The organism is Coprobacter sp. (genome assembly GCF_982436375.1).
Map to the genome: position 1 here is coordinate 1 of NZ_CEWDCG010000009.1, position 17,523 is coordinate 17,523.

A 17,523-nucleotide genomic window follows, 5' to 3' on the forward strand; every position below is an offset into this window, starting at 1 on the left:
GCCATTTGCTTTAGAGTATTTTTTATTTCAAAAAAAGGTTTTGTTTCATAAAAAAAGATTGTGTACGTTTGCATAAAATATTACGAAATATGCAGGTCAGTTTTGATTTTAATGGTATAGAGATCATTTTTTTTATTGTAATGTTTATTCTTTTTTCGATTCAGATATTCTATTATCTATATTTTTACCGAAAACCCTTGAAATATCTGGAATCGGAAGAAAAAGGAGATGTCCCATATACGGATAAACAGCCGGGAGTATCTGTCATCGTGTATGCTAAAAATGACGCTGAGCATTTAGAGGTTTTTTTACCTTCGATTTTGTCACAAAACTATCCCGATTTTGATGTGATTGTTGTAAATGACGGTTCTACAGACGAGACTCGTGATGTTGTGACCCGTTTAGAATCTGAATATGACAATTTATATCAAACTTATATTCCGGATGAAGCCCGAAGCCTTAGCCGGAAAAAATTGGCCTTAACGGTTGGAATTAAGGCGGCAAAGCATGATATTGTAATGTTGACAAATGCCAATTGTGCACCTGAAGGAAGTGATTGGCTTACTTATATGATGCGGAATTTTGTTGAAGGAGTGGATATCGTAGCAGGATACGCATATATAGACGGGGAGGGGCAACGGAAAAGAAGATACGTCGCTTATGATCGGTTAATGTTTACTTTGCGTTATATCTCTTATATTCTATTGCATAAGACTTATATGGCCGAAGGATATAATCTTGCCTATCGGAAAGATCTGTTTTTCAGAAATAAAGGTTTTTCCAAACATTTAAATCTCCATTATGGAGACGATGATTTATTTATTAATGAGGTTGCGACGGCAGATAATACCCGTATCGAACTTTCTCCTGAAAGTAGAATGGTAATTCATTATGAAAATAATTTTAAGGCTTGGAGAGAATTAAAGTTAAGGTATGATTTTACTGCTGCCTATTTAAAGACCGATTCGAAGTTTGTATTTGGCTTTGAGCGAATGACCGTGTATTTATTTTATATTTCGATCGTTTTGTTTTTTGTTTACGGACTTTATTATAATCTGTTGTTTTCGGCTGTATCGTTTTTGTTTTGGTTATTACGGTTTATTGTGCAAGTAACCATATATCGTAAATCTGCAAAAAGATTATCATCCAATAAATTATTCTTTTTACTTCCAGTTTTTGATCTTTTACAGTCTGTAATTAATCTATATTATAAGATTATCGGGATTTGTAGTAAAAGTAAAAATTTTACATGGCAGAATTTGTAAAAGTCTGTTTAATTTTGCTCGAGTCGGTTTCGTGAATTTCTACATCGGAAAATTAGAACAAGTTTTTAGATAGATTGAATAGACTTTTGGAAGTATTTTTTAAGTCTTTCGATTTTATATAAAGAATTATTTTTCTTGTTCTGTGGTAGTTTGTGTGTTATCTTTGATTTTCGGGTTTCTCTTTTTTTTGAAAAGACGATGTATCGATTCTCCTATGCGCTGGAATAGTTCCTGAAATTTTGTAAAATCACGTTTATACATGATTCCTACGCCTTGAGTTGTCAGGGCCGATTTTATGTAGTAGTTTTTATCATTGTAGTGATTATATGCTTTTAAGCGTAAATTTCCGCTTTTGCTGAGTAAATATTCTAAGTCGAAATCACCGATAAATGTATTGCTGTTTACGGCGTCATCTCGATATCCGATATTTCCGTTAAATATTAATCGATTGTTGAGCAGTTGACTCGATAAAGCAAGTTCGAATTCTACATCAGAGAAATCGCCTTTATCACTTCGGATATTTGTACCGATATTCCACTTGTCGCTAATTTGCCCGAGCATATTGCTTAATTGTGAAGATAAGGTCGATGAGGCTACCGAAACGAGTTCGTTATTTCGGGCCTGTCCCACGTTCATATAATCCGGAGTATAGAACTTGTTTAATGCCAACAAATATATGATTTGCCGGTTCATCATCTCGTCAGTGCTGACAATGCTACGTATCCGTCGGTCGACATCCTGGCTTAAAGTCGGAAAATTCAAATCGAATTTAAAATCGGGACGTTGTAAATCTCCGGTAAGACGTAAAACCGTTTGAACAGGAACGTTCGTTCTTGCCAGTTCCTTATCATCGGCAAAACTTTCATCCAGATCTTGTAGATTTGCTGTCAGTGCGTAATAAGCCTCGATGTTGAGCTCGGCATTCAGAGGTGTACCTCTGAACGAGATACTGCTCCCTGAACGTATGGCAAAATCTCTTGTGATAAGATCTTGCAAATTAAAGTTATAATTCCCTTTTTCCAAGGTATATGTACCATACATTTTCATGTCGGATAACGTATTATATTCTATACGCATTGCCCCAGTTCCGTTTGCCTTGATTATATCTCCTGTGGCCGGGTCCATGACCAGTTGCATCGTTATATCGGGAGTAGCATCGATTTGAAGATTTATATTTAATAAATGATTCTTTTTTTCAATAACCGGAGTAGAAATCGGAGTATTGATGCTATCCTGTTGTAATTTCTGCTTTTCAAAAATCAATGCACGTCTATTTATGAAAGTAATGAACGGGTAATCGCTTGCCGTTTCGTTTCCCGTAAGAACATAGGTAAATTTAGAGTTCGGTCCGGTACTCATATTGACATCTATATTCGTTTTTACAAGATCCCCGTTGATAGTTGCAGCTCCGCTTCCATATATTGTGCCGTAATAAATAGGGCTGAGTTTTTCTGTCATATTATATACCAGAAAATTCTGTAATCCTGAAATCCCGATATCATAGCTGAGATTCTTGAAGTTTTTATGATGCAATATACCTTTGACCTTAGCGAGTTTCCCATTTCGATCGCGCAACGAGGCATCATTAAAATATATCGAAGTAGGAGTCATGTGTACGGTATCAGTAACGGAAAATGACGTGTTCAAATATCCGATGTCGAAAGTAAAATTATCGACAAAAGCATCTCCTGTTACGTTTAAGGCTTTGAATTTCCCGTAAAAATCCAGTTTTCCGGTGGCCCGTCCTGTCGCATTGCTTAAAATATTATCCATAAACGGACGGAGAAATTCAAGGTTCAGCCGATTTGCATCGAATGACAGATGTAGCGAATCTCTGGTCGGAAATATATATCCCTCGATCCGGGTATCATCTGTGTTCGGTTGAGATATTTTACCTTGTAGTAAAATACCTTTTGTTTCTCGCTCCCATTGGCTGAATAGATGAAGATTTCCCAATAAAGAGTGATTGTATGCAAAATTAATTACATCAAACTGTTTTGTACTCAGGCGGATTTCTTTATTCAGTAATCCGGCGATGCTGAATATACCCGTGGCTTGACCTCCGAAAACGACATGTTTGATATTCAGTGATCCGAAAATATAATCAAGGTTGATGTCATTCAGTTGCAAAGTTAATTCATCTTCAGGAAGTTTTGATATGTTACCGTCAAGACGTAAAAATTGAGAATCATGTCTTACTTCGAAATGGCTGATTTGTATTTTACCATCGTTAATGTTGATTTGGGACGGGGAGACTTGCCATATTGTGTCATTCAGTATCAGTTGGGTCGGGTTGATATGTATGTCGGCATTGGCAGATTTTTCGGTTTTGATAAATTTACTTTGGGATGATAATTCTCCACAAAACGTTGCCGTACCGGAGTTGCTCCAGTTGATTTTTGTGTCAAGATAGTCGTCATGAGCTTTTGCAGCTACATTCCAATGAATCTGTTTGTCCTGCTTGTTAAGTAGCATAGCTCCAAGCTGGAAAGAAATATTTTCTTTTTGTTTTTCTGCGTAGATTCCCGCCGAAGCAAAGCGCATGTTTTTTATTTGAAATTCGGGCAAATTTCCTTCTATCCTGAAATTGCGGTTTTCATCACTGAAAAATCCTGATATTTTTGCCGGATTTTTTAAAATAAAAGGCAGTTCGAGAACATCCGATAAATGATTGCTGTTCTGAATCTCGAAGTTAAAAGTGAAGTTGTTTTGTGCTACTTGTTTAGAGGTAGGTGGCTGAATGAGTGAAGGTAGCGCAGATGCTAACATTCGAGTGAAAGAGTCCTTTAGTGTATTAAAAGAATATCGGCCGGATATTCTTCCTGATATTAAGTCCGATTCGATGCTTACTGACTGAGGAGTTTGTTCATTGTGAGCTTCGATATGAAAATTTCGAGTTGAGAATATTTTTCCGTTATTGTTAAAAGAGAGGGTGTCTATCGATAAGACTCCTTCTGCATTATCCAGATTATTTCCTTCGAAATTGGCACTGAGAATGAATCCTAAAGTCGAGTTTGAGTATTGAGGGGCTAATTGTAGTTCCTGTAAACGTATATTTTCACCTCGTGCTACTAATTGAAATATCGGACGCTTATCTAATAGATCGATAGTTCCGTTCATTTGCAAGTTCCCGTTCGGATCGTCTATATTGAGAGTGCCGTCATATTTCGAACCTTTGTAGTTCCCGTTCAGGCTGATATTCTCGTATGTGTATCCTTTAAAGTCGATATGGCCTATATCTCCAATGACTTTACCTTCGGGCATTCCATTATGCGGGTGGTGTCCATCGAGATCAAATTTAAAACTGATTTCTCCCAAGGGATTCCCTTGGGGCAGGAGCTCCCTGATTTGAAGCCCTGAAGTTTCTACAGTTCCTTTATATGCCAGATTTTCTTTTGCATTCCGGGAGATCATCATGTCCGCCCGTAACTTTCCGATATTGCTGTCAAATTCTCCGAAGGTGATCAATTGAGTTATAAATCCCGATATTTCACCGTGAAAACTAACTGTTCCTAAATGAGCAAGAATCGGGTTCACATCTTTGCGGACCGAAGATAAATCGTTGATTAAAGATTGTATTCCTTTGGGAGATGCATTCAATTCTTGTATTTCACCGAATATGAACGCATTTTGTGGTGATGTAACGCCATCGAGGCTACCTTTACTTTTTAAATGGATACTTTTCTCTCCATAAGATAAATTCATGTGTTCGAGTCGTAGGTTGTTTATAGTTCCGCCGATATTACATGTCAAATCTATCGGGGTAGAAAAGTTCCGTAAGATCGGAGCAAAAGGAGCAATGTCTTTTAATACGACATGAGCTTCATCAATATTGAAATTCAAATCCGTACTGTCACAGAATTGTTTCAGCGTATTTGTCTTTGACAAGTCGATGTCTGTTTTTCGGATACTCAGGTGTGAATTTGCAAGATTGAGCCGAAAATTAGACAATGTCGCTTTATCTTCGTTCCCTTGTAACTTAAATGCCAATTTTGATAATGAAAAGCCCGATTTTTCTTCAAAACTGATGCGCCTGACATTGATGTTTATAGAGTCTTTCCGTAAAGCTTTTAGTGATACGGTAGATACTACTTTGTCCAAAAGGATATGGTTCTTGTCAAAAGTTCCCGGATCTTTGTACGGTTCGGATAAAATATCATAACGAATACTTCCCCGGCGAATCAGGATAGTATTAAGCTGTATATCGAACGGTTTATAATGATTCTTTTTTCGAGGAGTAAAAGCATCTATTAAAAATTGGAGATTGGTTTGTGAATTTGAAGAATCCCGTTGTATTTCGATTTTGAAATCGAAAAGTTGGGCCGTTGTAAATATCAATTGATGTTCCAATAAAGCAAAAGGGGAAAATCCGGCAGTTAGTTTTTGAGCATAAAGCAATGTATCGTTTTTCTGGTCATATAGACAAAGCCCTTCCAATACTGCTTTATTGAACGGGAAAAGCTGTACCTGTTTTATAGTTAATTTCGTTTCTAATACTTGAGATAGTTCACGTTCGCTTATATTCTTGATTTCCTGTTGAACAGCGGGTATGCTCAACAATAAATAAAGTCCGGCATATACGATGATTAAAATCGTTAATATGCTGATTGTTATGTATTTGAAAATCTTGAATATCTGTTTCATGACAATGTGGTACAAATTTATCATTTTTCGGAGAATAAATCTTTGACGTTGTCGAATTTTTCGATCATGCAACATTTATTCTTGATTTGGTAATTGAAATCGTAAAAGTGGTTATAAGAGTCAATCCTGAAAAATAGGAGTGCCTTCCGTGTATAATTTGCCTTTGCAATTCGAATTGTTGAATCTGAGCGGAACGGTATTACAACAAAATATGGTTCGTGATGGAGGCATGACAATTGATTTGGAAGTTTCTGTTCCGGGCATTTATATATATAGAATAATGGGAGATAAGGTCTATAAAAGTGATAAGATCGTGGTGAGGTAATTGTTACACATTTTTTATAGGAAAGACGAAAAAGGAGGCGAATTATTTGGATATTAAAAAAATAGTATTTAATTTTATATGATTAAGTTAAACCGAAATATAAAAGGAGGAAATTCTATGAGAAAACTGTACTCTGTTCTTATTATATGCCTTTCAGGTATTTTGTTCCCTTTCTGCAGTTCTGCGCAGGACGAGGTTTTTCCGACGAAAGATGCGATTTGGAATATTTACATTCCGAAATACGGAGCAATGGTCACGTCCCATTATTACGGTTTTGTAGGAGATACGGTTTTCGATGGATTAAGCTATCGCAAATTGTATCTGCTGAAAGATTCTGTATTGAGAGAAAATCCGGAGAATGTTTATGTCGGCGGAGTCCGGGTATCGGGCAAGAAAGTATATATGCGCCCGACAGATACGGCAACAGGAAAGTTGCTGGAAGAATTCCTGATGTATGATTTTTCTGTACAAGTAGGTGATAAAATCAATTTTGGAAAACGCCCGCGATTTATGAGGGATTATGGGGGTATAACATTTGCAAATGTGAGTCCTTATTTAGATGATATAACAGGATATGTGGAAAATATAGAAGAGACTGATCGGGGACGAGAATTTGAAATTGTTTCAGGAGGATATGACACATGGATCGAAGGAGTAGGAAGTTTGCTTGGGTTGTTTTTTACACCGGCTCCTATTCCTACCGGTAAACAAAGGTGGGTTGATTTACCCTATGGTCAACGTAGTGCATTATTGTGCTTAAAAGTGGGAGATAAAATTCGTTATAAAGATCCGGGATGTGAAGAATGTATGGAAGTCTTGAATGTATCGGAAAATGTTGTAATTCCGGTAACAGTACGGCAAATAGGTAACAGGCAGTTATTGATACAATCTCCCATGCATAATTTGCCTTTGCAATTCGAATTGTTGAATCTGAGCGGAACGGTATTACAACAAAATATGGTTCGTGATGGAGGCATGACAATTGATTTGGAAGTTTCTGTTCCGGGCATTTATATATATAGAATAATGGGAGATAAGGTCTATAAAAGTGATAAGATCGTGGTGAGGTAATTGTTACACATTTTTTATAGGAAAGACGAAAAAGGAGGCGAATTATTTGGATATTAAAAAAATAGTATTTAATTTTATATGATTAAGTTAAACCGAAATATAAAAGGAGGAAATTCTATGAGAAAACTGTACTCTGTTCTTATTATATGCCTTTCAGGTATTTTGTTCCCTTTTTGCAGTTCTGCGCAGGACGAGGTTTTTCCGACGAAAGATGCAATTTGGAGTATTCATATGTATGATGCTTTTTCCGGATTTCGCTTTGTTTATGGTCTTATAGGTGATACTGTAGTTAATGGTCAGATTTATAATAAATTGTATCTGTTGAATGATACATTGTTGCAGATTGATTCTAAAGATATTTATGTAGGCGGTATCCGTCAGTTTGGTAAAAAGGTGTATATGAAACCTGCAGATAAGAGTACAGGAGAGGTATTTGAGGAATTTTTGATGTATGATTTTTCCGTGAAAGCGGGAGATAGAGTAAATTTAGGAAAATATCCGATGATGGGGTGGGATTATTATGAGCCAACATTTGAGAATGTCCGAATTGAAGATATTGGAGATTGGAGTATATTTGTTAATGAGATTTTTGATTCAAAGTATGGACGTGCATATTATATGGAGAATGATAATATTTGGATAGAGGGAATAGGAAGCTTATCAGGATTATTTTTCTTCCCCATACGTTATACAACATGTTGTGTTGACAGTTATAGTGGTTGTGAGCTTGCGTGTTTAAAAGTAAAAGATGAGGTTCTATATTTAAAGGATGAATGTAAAGAATGTTTTGAAATGCCAGTATATATGGGATTGGAAAAAAAACATTTGTTTCCATTAAAAATTCAATATAATTTGGAGGGTAAAAATATTCGTCTTCAGGTAGATGTCGAAAATTTGCCTTTACAATTTGAGTTGCTAAGTTTATCGGGTCAGATAATACAATCACAAATTATTCGTGAAGCAGAAAGTCGTATCGAATTACGAGCAACACCAGGAGTTTATATATATAGAATAATCGGGGATAAAGTCTATAAAAGTGATAAGATCGTGGTGAGGTAATTATTACATCCCCTTTATTCTCTCCGAGAGGGGAATTTAGTTCTTTTGGAGGAGATTTATTCCCTTAATATCTAATTTCTTGTATCATGAAAAAATTATGCTTATTGGCAGGCCTGTTGTACTACATTTCTGGCAGCGCCTTTGCCCAGATTACCGGAAGTATCCGGATAGAAGAACCGGAGGTGGAGGTTTCCGAGTCGGGATACGAACCGTATGTTTCGCTCTCGTTTCCCGGTTCACAGCCTATGGCGGAGATCGGTTGTCCGCAACTGCCGTATGTAACCCGGTCGTATGTGATTCCTGTCGATGCCTGGGTGACGGGAGTGCAGGTGGTGCATCTTTCTAAGCGATTGTTTCCGGGTTATTACCGTATTGTTCCTGTACAGCCGCCTGTACCTACCAATAATGTGGAGATGTCCCCTGATTTTCAGCTTAACGATTCGTTGTATGCTTCGTCCGGCGGATATCCCGGTGAACGGGTACGGATTCTGTATGACGGGTACGATCAGGGATACCATATCGTTACGGTGGGTATCTATCCGGTGGAGTACCGTCCGGCGTCACGGGAGGTTTATCTGTGTGATATCGACTATATGCTGGAGTATAGCGTAGCGGCAGCACGAAACGGTTCTGCAACTGTGCTACCGAAACAGTCCCGGCAACGGGCAGATCGTGTTCGGAATTATATCCGGTCGTATGTCCGGAATCCCGAGCAGGTTTCGGAATTTGCTCCGGCGGCAGAGGTGAGGGAGGCGGTCAATGGAGTTACGATATGTCGGGAGGGGAATAGGAGTGTTACCCCGATGTCGCTTTCGGTTATGGAAGAGGTGGTTCCTGACTACCTGATTATAACCAATGAAGCGTTGAAACCGGCTTTTCAAAAATTGGCGGACTGGAAGACTGCAAAAGGCGTGCCGGCGATAATAAAGACTACCGAAGAGATTATGAATGAATATCCGGGATCGGATCTGCCGGGGTTATAACGATTAATGGAAGAGAACTTAAAGCAGGAATGTATATTTACACCTTGATTGCCGATGGTAAAGAGGTGGATACGAAACGGATGATATTGACCGATTAATGGAATAAAGGCCGTAAAACCGAATCATTTTATTAAAAAAAATACTTCTCTCATCTATATTCCCTTTTTAATGATTAATTTCGTCCGCAGAAATATTGTGAGAAAATCAATTATATGAACCATATAACTATTTTAGGAATAGAGTCATCATGCGACGATACGTCGGCAGCTGTAATTCGAGATGGCGTTATGTTGTCTAACGTTATAGCCAGCCAGGCTGTGCATGAGGCTTTCGGAGGAGTTGTTCCCGAACTGGCATCTCGTGCGCATCAGCAGAATATTATACCGGTAGTGTCCGAAGCATTGAAACGTGCAGGAATCGATAAGAGCGAATTGAGTGCATTGGCGTTTACTCGCGGACCGGGATTGATGGGGTCTTTACTCGTCGGTACGTCTTTTGCCAAAGGTTTTGTAACCGCTTTGGACATTCCTCTGATCGATGTAAATCATTTGCAGGCACATGTCATGGCGCATTTTATCAAGGAGAGCGAAGATGACCATAATCAACCGTCGTTTCCGTTTATCTGTTTATTGGTGTCCGGAGGAAATTCCCAGATTATTCGGGTAAATTCGTATAAGGATATGGAGGTGATCGGGCAGACGATAGATGATGCTGCCGGAGAGGCTTTCGATAAGTGCGCTAAAGTCATGGATTTGGGCTATCCCGGCGGACCGGTAGTGGATCGTTTGGCTAAAGAAGGGAATCCGAAAGCTTTTACCTTGAATAAACCGCATATTCCCGAATATAATTACAGTTTTAGCGGATTGAAGACTTCTTTCCTTTATTTACTCCGTGACCGCATTAAAGAAGATCCTGATTTTATAGAAAAAAATAAACAAGATCTGTGCGCTTCTTTACAGTTTACCATTGTGGATATATTAATGGATAAATTGCGTAAAGCGGTAAAGGATACCGGTATTACCGAAGTGGCGGTAGCCGGGGGGGTGTCGGCTAATTCGGGAGTGCGAAGTGCTTTCGAGGACCATGCTCGTCGGTATGGCTGGAAGATTCATTTGCCGAAATTTTCTTTTACGACCGATAATGCAGCTATGGTGGCGATAACGGGATATTACAAATATTTGGACAAAGATTTTTGTTCGATCGACGAAGCTCCTTTTTCTCGAGTAGTATTGTAAGCTGTTTATAAAATGTATAATTGGGTATTTTATATCATTGTGCTTTTTGTCGTGGGGGAATATATTTTTTCCCAATGGTTGGCATTGAGAAACCGTCGTGCTGCATCTCCGGTTTTGCCGGAAATGTTGCGGGGACTTTACGATGAGCGGAAATATGCCGATCAGCAAAATTATTTCAAAGTCAACAATCGTTTCGGTCTTATAACTTCTACATATACGACTTTGCTCGTCTTGTTGATGCTGTTTTTGGGCGGATTCGGATGGCTCGATACATGGGCTTTTTCATTGTTTGAAAAGTTGGTTCCGGCTACATTATTCTTTTTTTTCGTTCTTTTTTTGGTGAATGATCTGTTGACTATACCTTTTGATTGGTACGATACATTTGTTATAGAGGATCGTTTCGGATTTAATAAAACAACTCGTAAAACGTTCGTTGCCGATAAGTTGAAATCTTGGCTGTTCGGTATAGTTATAGGTGGATTACTTTTTGCTGCGATTCTTTGGTTATATCTGTGGTTGGGAACTTCTTTTTGGTGGGTTGCCTGTATTGTGGTCGTGGCTTTCAGTATGTTGATGAATATGTTCTATTCGGAATGGATCGTTCCGTTATTTAATAAACAGACGCCATTAGAAGAGGGCGAATTGAGAAATGCGATAGAGAAGTTCGCTAATCGTGCCGGTTTCAAACTGAATAATATTTATGTGATAGACGGTTCTAAACGTTCTACAAAAGCAAATGCCTATTTTAGCGGATTAGGACCTAAAAAACGGATCGTACTTTATGATACGTTGATAGATGATTTGAGCACGGAAGAAATTGTTGCAGTTCTTGCTCATGAGATAGGCCATTATAAACATAAACATACATGGCAAATGATGGGAGTATCGGTAATGAATACGGTTCTGATGTTTTTTTTGTTGTCTTTGGTGTTGGACAGTTCGGTGTTGGCTGAGGCGATGGGGGGAAGTACGCCTTCTTTTCCGTTAGCTTTGGTCGCATTCGGTTTGTTATATACTCCTTTGGAGCTGTTGACAGGGATCGGGATAAATGCTCTTTCTCGTCGAAATGAATATCAGGCAGATGCTTTTGCCGCATCTTTTGGCTTAGCGAATGCTTTGATAGGTGGTCTGAAAAAACTTTCCGTGAAATCGTTAAGTAACTTGACTCCCGATTCTCTATATGTAAAAGTATATTATTCTCACCCTACGTTATTGCAACGCATGGCGGCTTTGCAAAAATATAAATGATATGAATGTTGAGATTATAGTAATCGGAGATGAATTGCTGATCGGGCAGGTAACTGATACGAATTCGTCTTGGATAGCCCGTAACTTGAATAAAATCGGTTGGGAGGTAATGGAAATTACGACGGTGCGTGATCGTCGTGCTGAAATTATATCCGCTATCCGCCAGTCGTTCGATCGAGTGGATGTCGTATTAATGACAGGTGGACTCGGGCCTACGAAAGATGATATTACTAAACAGACGCTTTGTGAATATTTTGGTGGAAAATTGATCTTTGATGCTGAAGTTCAGAAAAATAATGATCTTTTTTTTGAACGAAGGGGATTGCAAATGAATGACTCCACTCGTACACAGGCGATGGTGCCGGACAGTTGTACCGTAATACAGAATCCGGTGGGAACAGCTCCGATCATGTGGTTTGAGAAAGATGGAAAAGTTTTGGTTTCGATGCCCGGAGTTCCGGCAGAGATGCAGCGAGCCATGACAGCGGAGGTGCTACCCAGATTGAGAAAGCGTTACCCTGATCATACGGCGATTTTGCATAAGACTTGCCTTGTGAAAGATTTCTCAGAATCAGGTTTATCTGAATTTCTTTCGGATTTTGAAGCCGGATTACCGGCATCAAGTAAATTAGCTTATTTGCCCGTTCCGGGAGTTATCCGGTTGAGGCTGACGGCACGGGGAGAGAACGAGGAAATTTTATCTCGGCAGTTGGACGACTCTTTCTCCCGTTTAGAAGATTTGTTGGGAAAACATATATTCTGTCATCGAGATGCTACTATGGCGGAGGCGTTAGGGTTGCTGTTATCCTATAAAGGATTGACAATTGCTACGGCTGAAAGTTGTACCGGAGGAAATATCGCACATGAAATTACATTGATACCCGGCAGTTCGGCCTATTATAAAGGGAGTGTGGTATCTTATGCCAATGAAGTGAAGGTGCAGGTTCTGGATGTCGATTCTTCGACAATAGAAAAACACGGAGTCGTGAGTCGTGAAGTGGTGGAACAGATGGCTAAAGGAGTAAGACGTTTATTGAAAACCGATTGTGCTATTGCTACATCGGGTATTGCCGGACCGGACGGGGCTGTCCCCGGTAAGCCAGTCGGTACGGTTTGTATTGCTGTAGCTGTCGGAGATCGGATAGTCAGTCGTAAATATTGTTTTGAAAATTCACGGGCGATAAACATAAATCGTTTTACGCATACGGCACTGTTGCAGATGATCTCTGTTTTAAGTGAATGATCAGGAATAGAGAGTTCTAAAAAAAAGAGTATTTAATAGAAAAAAATTTGGAAGGTATTCTTAAAAACGTTTACTTTGCACTCTGTTTGTGAAAGCAGTAGAAAATCAATAAAAAAATAGATAAAGCGATGTCGAAGATTTGTCAAATTACCGGAAAAAAAGCATTGGTTGGCAATAACGTATCTCACTCAAAGAGACGCACAAAAAGAAGATTTAATGTCAACTTGTTTACCAAAAAGTTCTATTGGGTAGAACAAGATTGTTGGATCAGTCTGAAAATATCAGCTGCCGGTCTCCGTACCATTAATAAAATGGGATTGGATGCAGCTTTGAAACAAGCTGCGGAAAAAGGTTATTTAAACGCATAATTAGAAGGAAGTTAAGAAGATGGCAAAGAAAGCTAAAGGTAATAGAGTACAAGTTATTCTTGAATGTACGGAGCACAAAGCAAGTGGTATGCCCGGTACTTCGAGATACATTACCACTAAAAACAGAAAAAATACCACAGAGAGATTGGAATTGAAAAAATACAATCCTATCTTGAAAAAAGTAACTATTCACAAAGAAATTAAATAATATTGAGCTATGGCAAAGAAAACCGTTGCGTCTCTTCAGAAAGGTGATGGACGTACTTATTCAAAGGTGATTAAAATGGTAAAATCACCGAAGACAGGAGCTTATATTTTCCAGGAAGAAATGGTTCCTAACGAAAAAGTAAATGAAGTGCTCGCTAAATAATTGAGAATATCAGATACTTAATATAAAGAGCTTCCTTACAATTCTGTAAGGAAGTTTTTTTTTGTCGCTTTATTTTGTAATTTTGTGCTTTGAAGATTGTATGATATGCTGGAAAGTACCTCGAAATCTTCATTTCATATCCGATAACCGATGGCTGGGAAAGCAGAGAGTTTGAAAGATATAATTGCAATTGTAATCAATGATAAAAAATAGATATGGGATTATTCGGTTTCTTTTCTAAAGAAAAAAAGGAGACACTTGATAAAGGTCTTTCCAAAACCAAAGAAGGGGTATTTTCGAAACTTGCCCGTGTCGTAGCGGGAAAATCGAAAGTTGATGACGATATCTTGGACGATCTGGAAGAGGTGCTTATCACATCGGATGTCGGAGTAGAGACGACTTTGCGTATTATCGAACGGATTGAAAAGCGAGTCGAACGGGACAAGTATATTTCTACCGGGGAGTTGAAGGGAATGTTGCGTGAAGAGATTGCCGCTTTATTGACAGAAAACGATAATGAAACTGACGGGGAATTTACTGTTCCGGAGAGTAAACGTCCTTATGTGATAATGGTGGTTGGTGTAAACGGTGTAGGGAAAACAACAACAATCGGAAAACTGGCCTATCAATATAAGAAGAACGGAAATAAAGTCTATTTGGGTGCAGCCGATACCTTTAGAGCAGCTGCGGTAGAACAGCTTGTAATATGGGGTGAAAGAGTAGGTGTTCCGGTTGTGAAACAAAAAATGGGAGCTGATCCGGCTTCTGTTGCTTTTGATACCCTAAGTTCGGCTAAAGCTAATGATGCGGATGTCGTAATTATCGATACGGCAGGACGTTTGCATAATAAAATCAGTTTGATGAATGAGCTTTCTAAAATTAAGAAAGTAATGGACAAGGTTATTCCGGGAGCACCTCATGAAGTGTTGCTCGTATTGGATGGTTCTACCGGACAGAATGCTTTTGAACAGGCGAAACAATTTACCGCTGCGACAGAAGTAAATGCATTGGCAATTACCAAACTTGATGGTACTGCAAAGGGCGGGGTAGTTATCGGAATATCCGACCAGTTTAAAACTCCGGTTAAGTATATAGGTTTGGGAGAAGGAATGGAAGATTTGCAGGTATTCCACAGAAAAGAATTTGTAGATTCTCTTTTCGGGGACGAATAAGATATGTAATTTTTATATTTCGCATGAACAAGATCGCGCAGAGAAGACCTATATCGCTTTGCGCGATTTCTGTACCGTAAAGGTCGGAAGACTATTTAATTATAGAATAAATGGTAAAGAACAGAGTAGATATAATAACATTAGGATGTTCTAAAAATTTGGTGGATTCGGAACATCTTATGCGGCAGTTCGAAGCGGCCGGATATGAAGTCCGGCATGATGCAGAAAAAGTAACGGGAGAGATTGTGGTGATCAATACCTGTGGGTTTATAGGTGATGCCAAAGAAGAATCGATCAATATGATTTTGAATTTTGTTGCGGCAAAAGCAAAGAAAAAAATCAAAAAGCTTTATGTAATGGGATGCCTGTCTGAACGTTTCATGACCGAGCTTGCAGGAGAGATTCCTGAAGTCGATAAGTTTTACGGAAAGTTCGATTGGAATAAATTGCTGGATGATTTGGGAAAGGAATATGTGCCTGACCTTCGTTTGGAACGTATATTGACAACGCCTTCTCATTATGCATATATAAAAATAGCTGAAGGTTGTAACCGGATGTGTTCTTATTGTGCTATACCTATTATAACGGGACATTACCAGTCTCGTCCTATGGAAGATATCATTGAAGAGATTGAGATGTTGGTACGGAAAGGAGTAAAAGAATTTCAGATTATAGCTCAAGACCTTACCTATTATGGGATGGATATTTACAAAAAATTTTGTATTGCCGAATTGGTAGATCGCATTGCTTCTGTTCCCGGAGTAGAATGGGTGCGATTACATTATGCTTATCCGGCACGTTTCCCGTATGATCTGTTACCCGTAATGCGTAAACATGCTAACGTTTGCAAATATCTCGATATTGCATTGCAGCATATTAGCGATAATATGTTACGGATGATGCATCGACATGTGACCAAGGAAGAAACTTATGAACTGCTTTCCCGTATTCGGAAAGAAGTGCCCGGAATACATATCCGCACCACTCTGATGGTTGGGCATCCCGGAGAGGGAGAATCTGATTTTGAAGAACTGAAAGAGTTTGTCCGGAAAGCCAGGTTTGAACGTATGGGAGCATTTGCTTATTCCGAAGAAGAAGGGACTTTTTCGGCAGAGCATTATTCGGATAATATACCGGAAGAAGTGAAACAGAGACGGTTGGATGAACTGATGGCTGTACAAGAAGAGATTGCTGCCGAGATAAATGTTTCCAAGGTAGGACAGGAAATGAAAGTGATTATCGATCGGGAGGAAGAAGAATATTATATAGGACGTACAGAGTTCGATTCGCCGGAAGTTGATCCTGAAGTTTTGATTGGAAAAGAAAAGCCGTTGATTATTGGAAATTTTTATACCGTTCGGATTACTGATGCCCAAACATTTGATTTGTTCGGAGAGGTTTTATAGAATATCTGTGTTTTATAATCATGTGTAAAGATGTGACAATTTCAGAAATCAAAGAGGCTCAGCGGATATGTTTGGAAAGAGGCATTCCATTTTTTGCATATCGTTTACCTGATAGTGGAAACTTCTGCTTTGGAGCACAAATATCGGGGGAGGTTGCAGGAAATTGTAGCCCCTCTGTTTTTCTCGAAGATTCCGGTTTTTTGTTTTCTCCGTTTCATGTGGCAAATAACTCTCCTGTACGTTTCCTTCGGAATGATATTGACTTGTCGAAGGCTGGAGACTTGGATATATTGAAAGTTACGCCGAAGAAAAATGTGCCGGACACTGTTCCGGTAGGTGAGATTGGAAAAGATATTTATATAAAGCAGGCAGAGAGGGTTATTTCTGCACTGAGATCCGGTAAAATTCGAAAAGCGGTATTGTCAAGAGTAAAACAGTCTTTTTGTGATCCCTATAAGAAAGCTCCGGAATGGTTTAACGGATTGTGCGAGACTTATCCCGATGCTTTTGTCTTTTTAGTTTCGATTCCCGGAGAGACTCTATGGATGGGGGCTACCCCGGAAACTTTTCTACGTTGTTCTGCTTCCTGTATTCAAACTATGTCGTTGGCCGGAACAAAGAGAAAAGACGATTTTTCTGAATGGGGAGAAAAAGATCGGGAGGAGCAGCGGATTGTAACGGAATATATAGAATCTTGTTTCCGGAATATAGTTGGAACAGAACCTCTGATATCCGGTCCGGAATTGAGGCAAGCTGGGGTTGTTTCACATTTATGTACCATGTTTACGTTGAATAAATCGCTATCTCCGGGCGAAATATCTCGGTTAATAAATGCCTTGCATCCTACGCCTGCAGTGGGAGGATTTCCATTACGGGAGGCTTTAAAAATAATCTGTGAAACCGAGAACCGAGAACGTCGGTATTATGCCGGATACTTAGGACCGGTTTATGGTAACGGACAATTTGATTTATTTGTAAATTTGCGGAGTATGGAACTTTTTCGGGATAGGGTGGAACTACATGTCGGTGGAGGTTTGACGGCTTTATCCGATGCTGATTCGGAATGGAACGAGACAGAAATAAAATCCCGTACTTTGTTAGATTTGATAGAATGATTAAATAAAAGTAAATAAT

The 17,523-nt window shown here is 38.9% G+C and carries 15 protein-coding genes; 14 read left to right on the plus strand and 1 reads right to left on the minus strand.

Annotation, left to right across the window (positions count from 1 at the left end; genetic code table 11):
- Nucleotides 1-197: 197 nt before the first annotated feature.
- Complete coding sequence (locus AC1WHX_RS01115) at nucleotides 198-1,265, plus strand: glycosyltransferase (RefSeq protein ID WP_187119560.1); 1,068 nt, start codon at nucleotides 198-200, stop codon at nucleotides 1,263-1,265.
- A 126-nt stretch (nucleotides 1,266-1,391) separates the two neighbouring features.
- On the opposite strand, the gene AC1WHX_RS01120 is transcribed toward AC1WHX_RS01115, so the two are convergent.
- Nucleotides 1,392-5,909, minus strand: a complete 4,518-nt coding sequence (locus AC1WHX_RS01120; RefSeq protein WP_481228807.1) for a translocation/assembly module TamB domain-containing protein — start codon at nucleotides 5,907-5,909, stop codon at nucleotides 1,392-1,394.
- A 139-nt stretch (nucleotides 5,910-6,048) separates the two neighbouring features.
- Between AC1WHX_RS01120 and AC1WHX_RS01125 the strand changes: the two genes are divergently transcribed.
- The 13 genes from AC1WHX_RS01125 (at nucleotide 6,049) to AC1WHX_RS01185 (ending at nucleotide 17,504) form a co-directional block, all read left to right on the plus strand.
- A complete protein-coding gene (locus AC1WHX_RS01125; protein ID WP_481228808.1) occupies nucleotides 6,049-6,234 on the plus strand; it encodes a T9SS type A sorting domain-containing protein in 186 nt (61 codons plus the stop codon).
- 117 nt (nucleotides 6,235-6,351) lie between these two features.
- Nucleotides 6,352-7,305 (plus strand): T9SS type A sorting domain-containing protein, encoded by a 954-nt coding sequence (locus AC1WHX_RS01130; protein WP_481228809.1) that lies wholly within the window; start codon nucleotides 6,352-6,354, stop codon nucleotides 7,303-7,305.
- A 117-nt stretch (nucleotides 7,306-7,422) separates the two neighbouring features.
- Entirely contained in the window at nucleotides 7,423-8,364 is a 942-nt protein-coding gene (locus AC1WHX_RS01135) for a T9SS type A sorting domain-containing protein (protein WP_122338185.1), read from the plus strand.
- An 86-nt stretch (nucleotides 8,365-8,450) separates the two neighbouring features.
- Nucleotides 8,451-9,347, plus strand: coding sequence for a C25 family peptidase propeptide domain-containing protein (locus AC1WHX_RS01140; protein WP_122338184.1), 897 nt, complete (start codon nucleotides 8,451-8,453; stop codon nucleotides 9,345-9,347).
- A 212-nt stretch (nucleotides 9,348-9,559) separates the two neighbouring features.
- Nucleotides 9,560-10,582: a tRNA (adenosine(37)-N6)-threonylcarbamoyltransferase complex transferase subunit TsaD gene (gene tsaD, locus AC1WHX_RS01145; RefSeq protein WP_122338183.1), complete on the plus strand. Its 1,023-nt coding sequence runs from the start codon at nucleotides 9,560-9,562 to the stop codon at nucleotides 10,580-10,582.
- Nucleotides 10,583-10,594: 12 nt separating this feature from the next.
- Entirely contained in the window at nucleotides 10,595-11,830 is a 1,236-nt protein-coding gene (locus AC1WHX_RS01150) for a M48 family metallopeptidase (RefSeq protein ID WP_122338182.1), read from the plus strand.
- A gap of 1 nt (nucleotide 11,831) precedes the next feature.
- The gene (locus AC1WHX_RS01155) at nucleotides 11,832-13,073 is read left to right on the plus strand and encodes a CinA family nicotinamide mononucleotide deamidase-related protein (protein WP_122338181.1); all 1,242 of its coding nucleotides are present in this window, start codon (nucleotides 11,832-11,834) and stop codon (nucleotides 13,071-13,073) included.
- A gap of 128 nt (nucleotides 13,074-13,201) precedes the next feature.
- A complete protein-coding gene (gene rpmB, locus AC1WHX_RS01160; protein ID WP_009319564.1) occupies nucleotides 13,202-13,441 on the plus strand; it encodes a 50S ribosomal protein L28 in 240 nt (79 codons plus the stop codon).
- Nucleotides 13,442-13,460: 19 nt separating this feature from the next.
- The gene (rpmG, locus tag AC1WHX_RS01165; protein WP_009319565.1) at nucleotides 13,461-13,649 is read left to right on the plus strand and encodes a 50S ribosomal protein L33; all 189 of its coding nucleotides are present in this window, start codon (nucleotides 13,461-13,463) and stop codon (nucleotides 13,647-13,649) included.
- 9 nt (nucleotides 13,650-13,658) lie between these two features.
- Nucleotides 13,659-13,811 (plus strand): DUF4295 domain-containing protein, encoded by a 153-nt coding sequence (locus tag AC1WHX_RS01170; protein WP_009319566.1) that lies wholly within the window; start codon nucleotides 13,659-13,661, stop codon nucleotides 13,809-13,811.
- Nucleotides 13,812-14,026: 215 nt separating this feature from the next.
- Entirely contained in the window at nucleotides 14,027-14,983 is a 957-nt protein-coding gene (gene ftsY / locus AC1WHX_RS01175) for a signal recognition particle-docking protein FtsY (protein WP_009319567.1), read from the plus strand.
- Nucleotides 14,984-15,093: 110 nt separating this feature from the next.
- A complete protein-coding gene (gene rimO / locus AC1WHX_RS01180) occupies nucleotides 15,094-16,389 on the plus strand; it encodes a 30S ribosomal protein S12 methylthiotransferase RimO (protein WP_270738565.1) in 1,296 nt (431 codons plus the stop codon).
- A gap of 20 nt (nucleotides 16,390-16,409) precedes the next feature.
- On the plus strand, nucleotides 16,410-17,504 hold the full coding sequence (locus AC1WHX_RS01185) for a chorismate-binding protein (RefSeq protein WP_270738566.1): 1,095 nt from the start codon (nucleotides 16,410-16,412) through the stop codon (nucleotides 17,502-17,504).
- Nucleotides 17,505-17,523 lie beyond the last annotated feature (19 nt).

What these genes read in the sequence shown, in the direction of transcription:
- rimO (WP_270738565.1), top strand. Translation starts at nt 15,094, where the DNA reads ATGGTAAAGAACAGAGTAGATATAATAACATTAGGATGTTCTAAAAAT.
- tsaD (WP_122338183.1), top strand. Translation starts at nt 9,560, where the DNA reads ATGAACCATATAACTATTTTAGGAATAGAGTCATCATGCGACGATACG.
- ftsY (WP_009319567.1), top strand. Translation starts at nt 14,027, where the DNA reads ATGGGATTATTCGGTTTCTTTTCTAAAGAAAAAAAGGAGACACTTGAT.
- AC1WHX_RS01150 (WP_122338182.1), top strand. Translation starts at nt 10,595, where the DNA reads ATGTATAATTGGGTATTTTATATCATTGTGCTTTTTGTCGTGGGGGAA.
- rpmB (WP_009319564.1), top strand. Translation starts at nt 13,202, where the DNA reads ATGTCGAAGATTTGTCAAATTACCGGAAAAAAAGCATTGGTTGGCAAT.
- AC1WHX_RS01155 (WP_122338181.1), top strand. Translation starts at nt 11,832, where the DNA reads ATGAATGTTGAGATTATAGTAATCGGAGATGAATTGCTGATCGGGCAG.
- AC1WHX_RS01140 (WP_122338184.1), top strand. Translation starts at nt 8,451, where the DNA reads ATGAAAAAATTATGCTTATTGGCAGGCCTGTTGTACTACATTTCTGGC.
- rpmG (WP_009319565.1), top strand. Translation starts at nt 13,461, where the DNA reads ATGGCAAAGAAAGCTAAAGGTAATAGAGTACAAGTTATTCTTGAATGT.
- AC1WHX_RS01135 (WP_122338185.1), top strand. Translation starts at nt 7,423, where the DNA reads ATGAGAAAACTGTACTCTGTTCTTATTATATGCCTTTCAGGTATTTTG.
- AC1WHX_RS01185 (WP_270738566.1), top strand. Translation starts at nt 16,410, where the DNA reads ATGTGTAAAGATGTGACAATTTCAGAAATCAAAGAGGCTCAGCGGATA.
- AC1WHX_RS01130 (WP_481228809.1), top strand. Translation starts at nt 6,352, where the DNA reads ATGAGAAAACTGTACTCTGTTCTTATTATATGCCTTTCAGGTATTTTG.
- AC1WHX_RS01170 (WP_009319566.1), top strand. Translation starts at nt 13,659, where the DNA reads ATGGCAAAGAAAACCGTTGCGTCTCTTCAGAAAGGTGATGGACGTACT.
- AC1WHX_RS01120 (WP_481228807.1), bottom strand. Translation starts at nt 5,909, where the DNA reads ATGAAACAGATATTCAAGATTTTCAAATACATAACAATCAGCATATTA.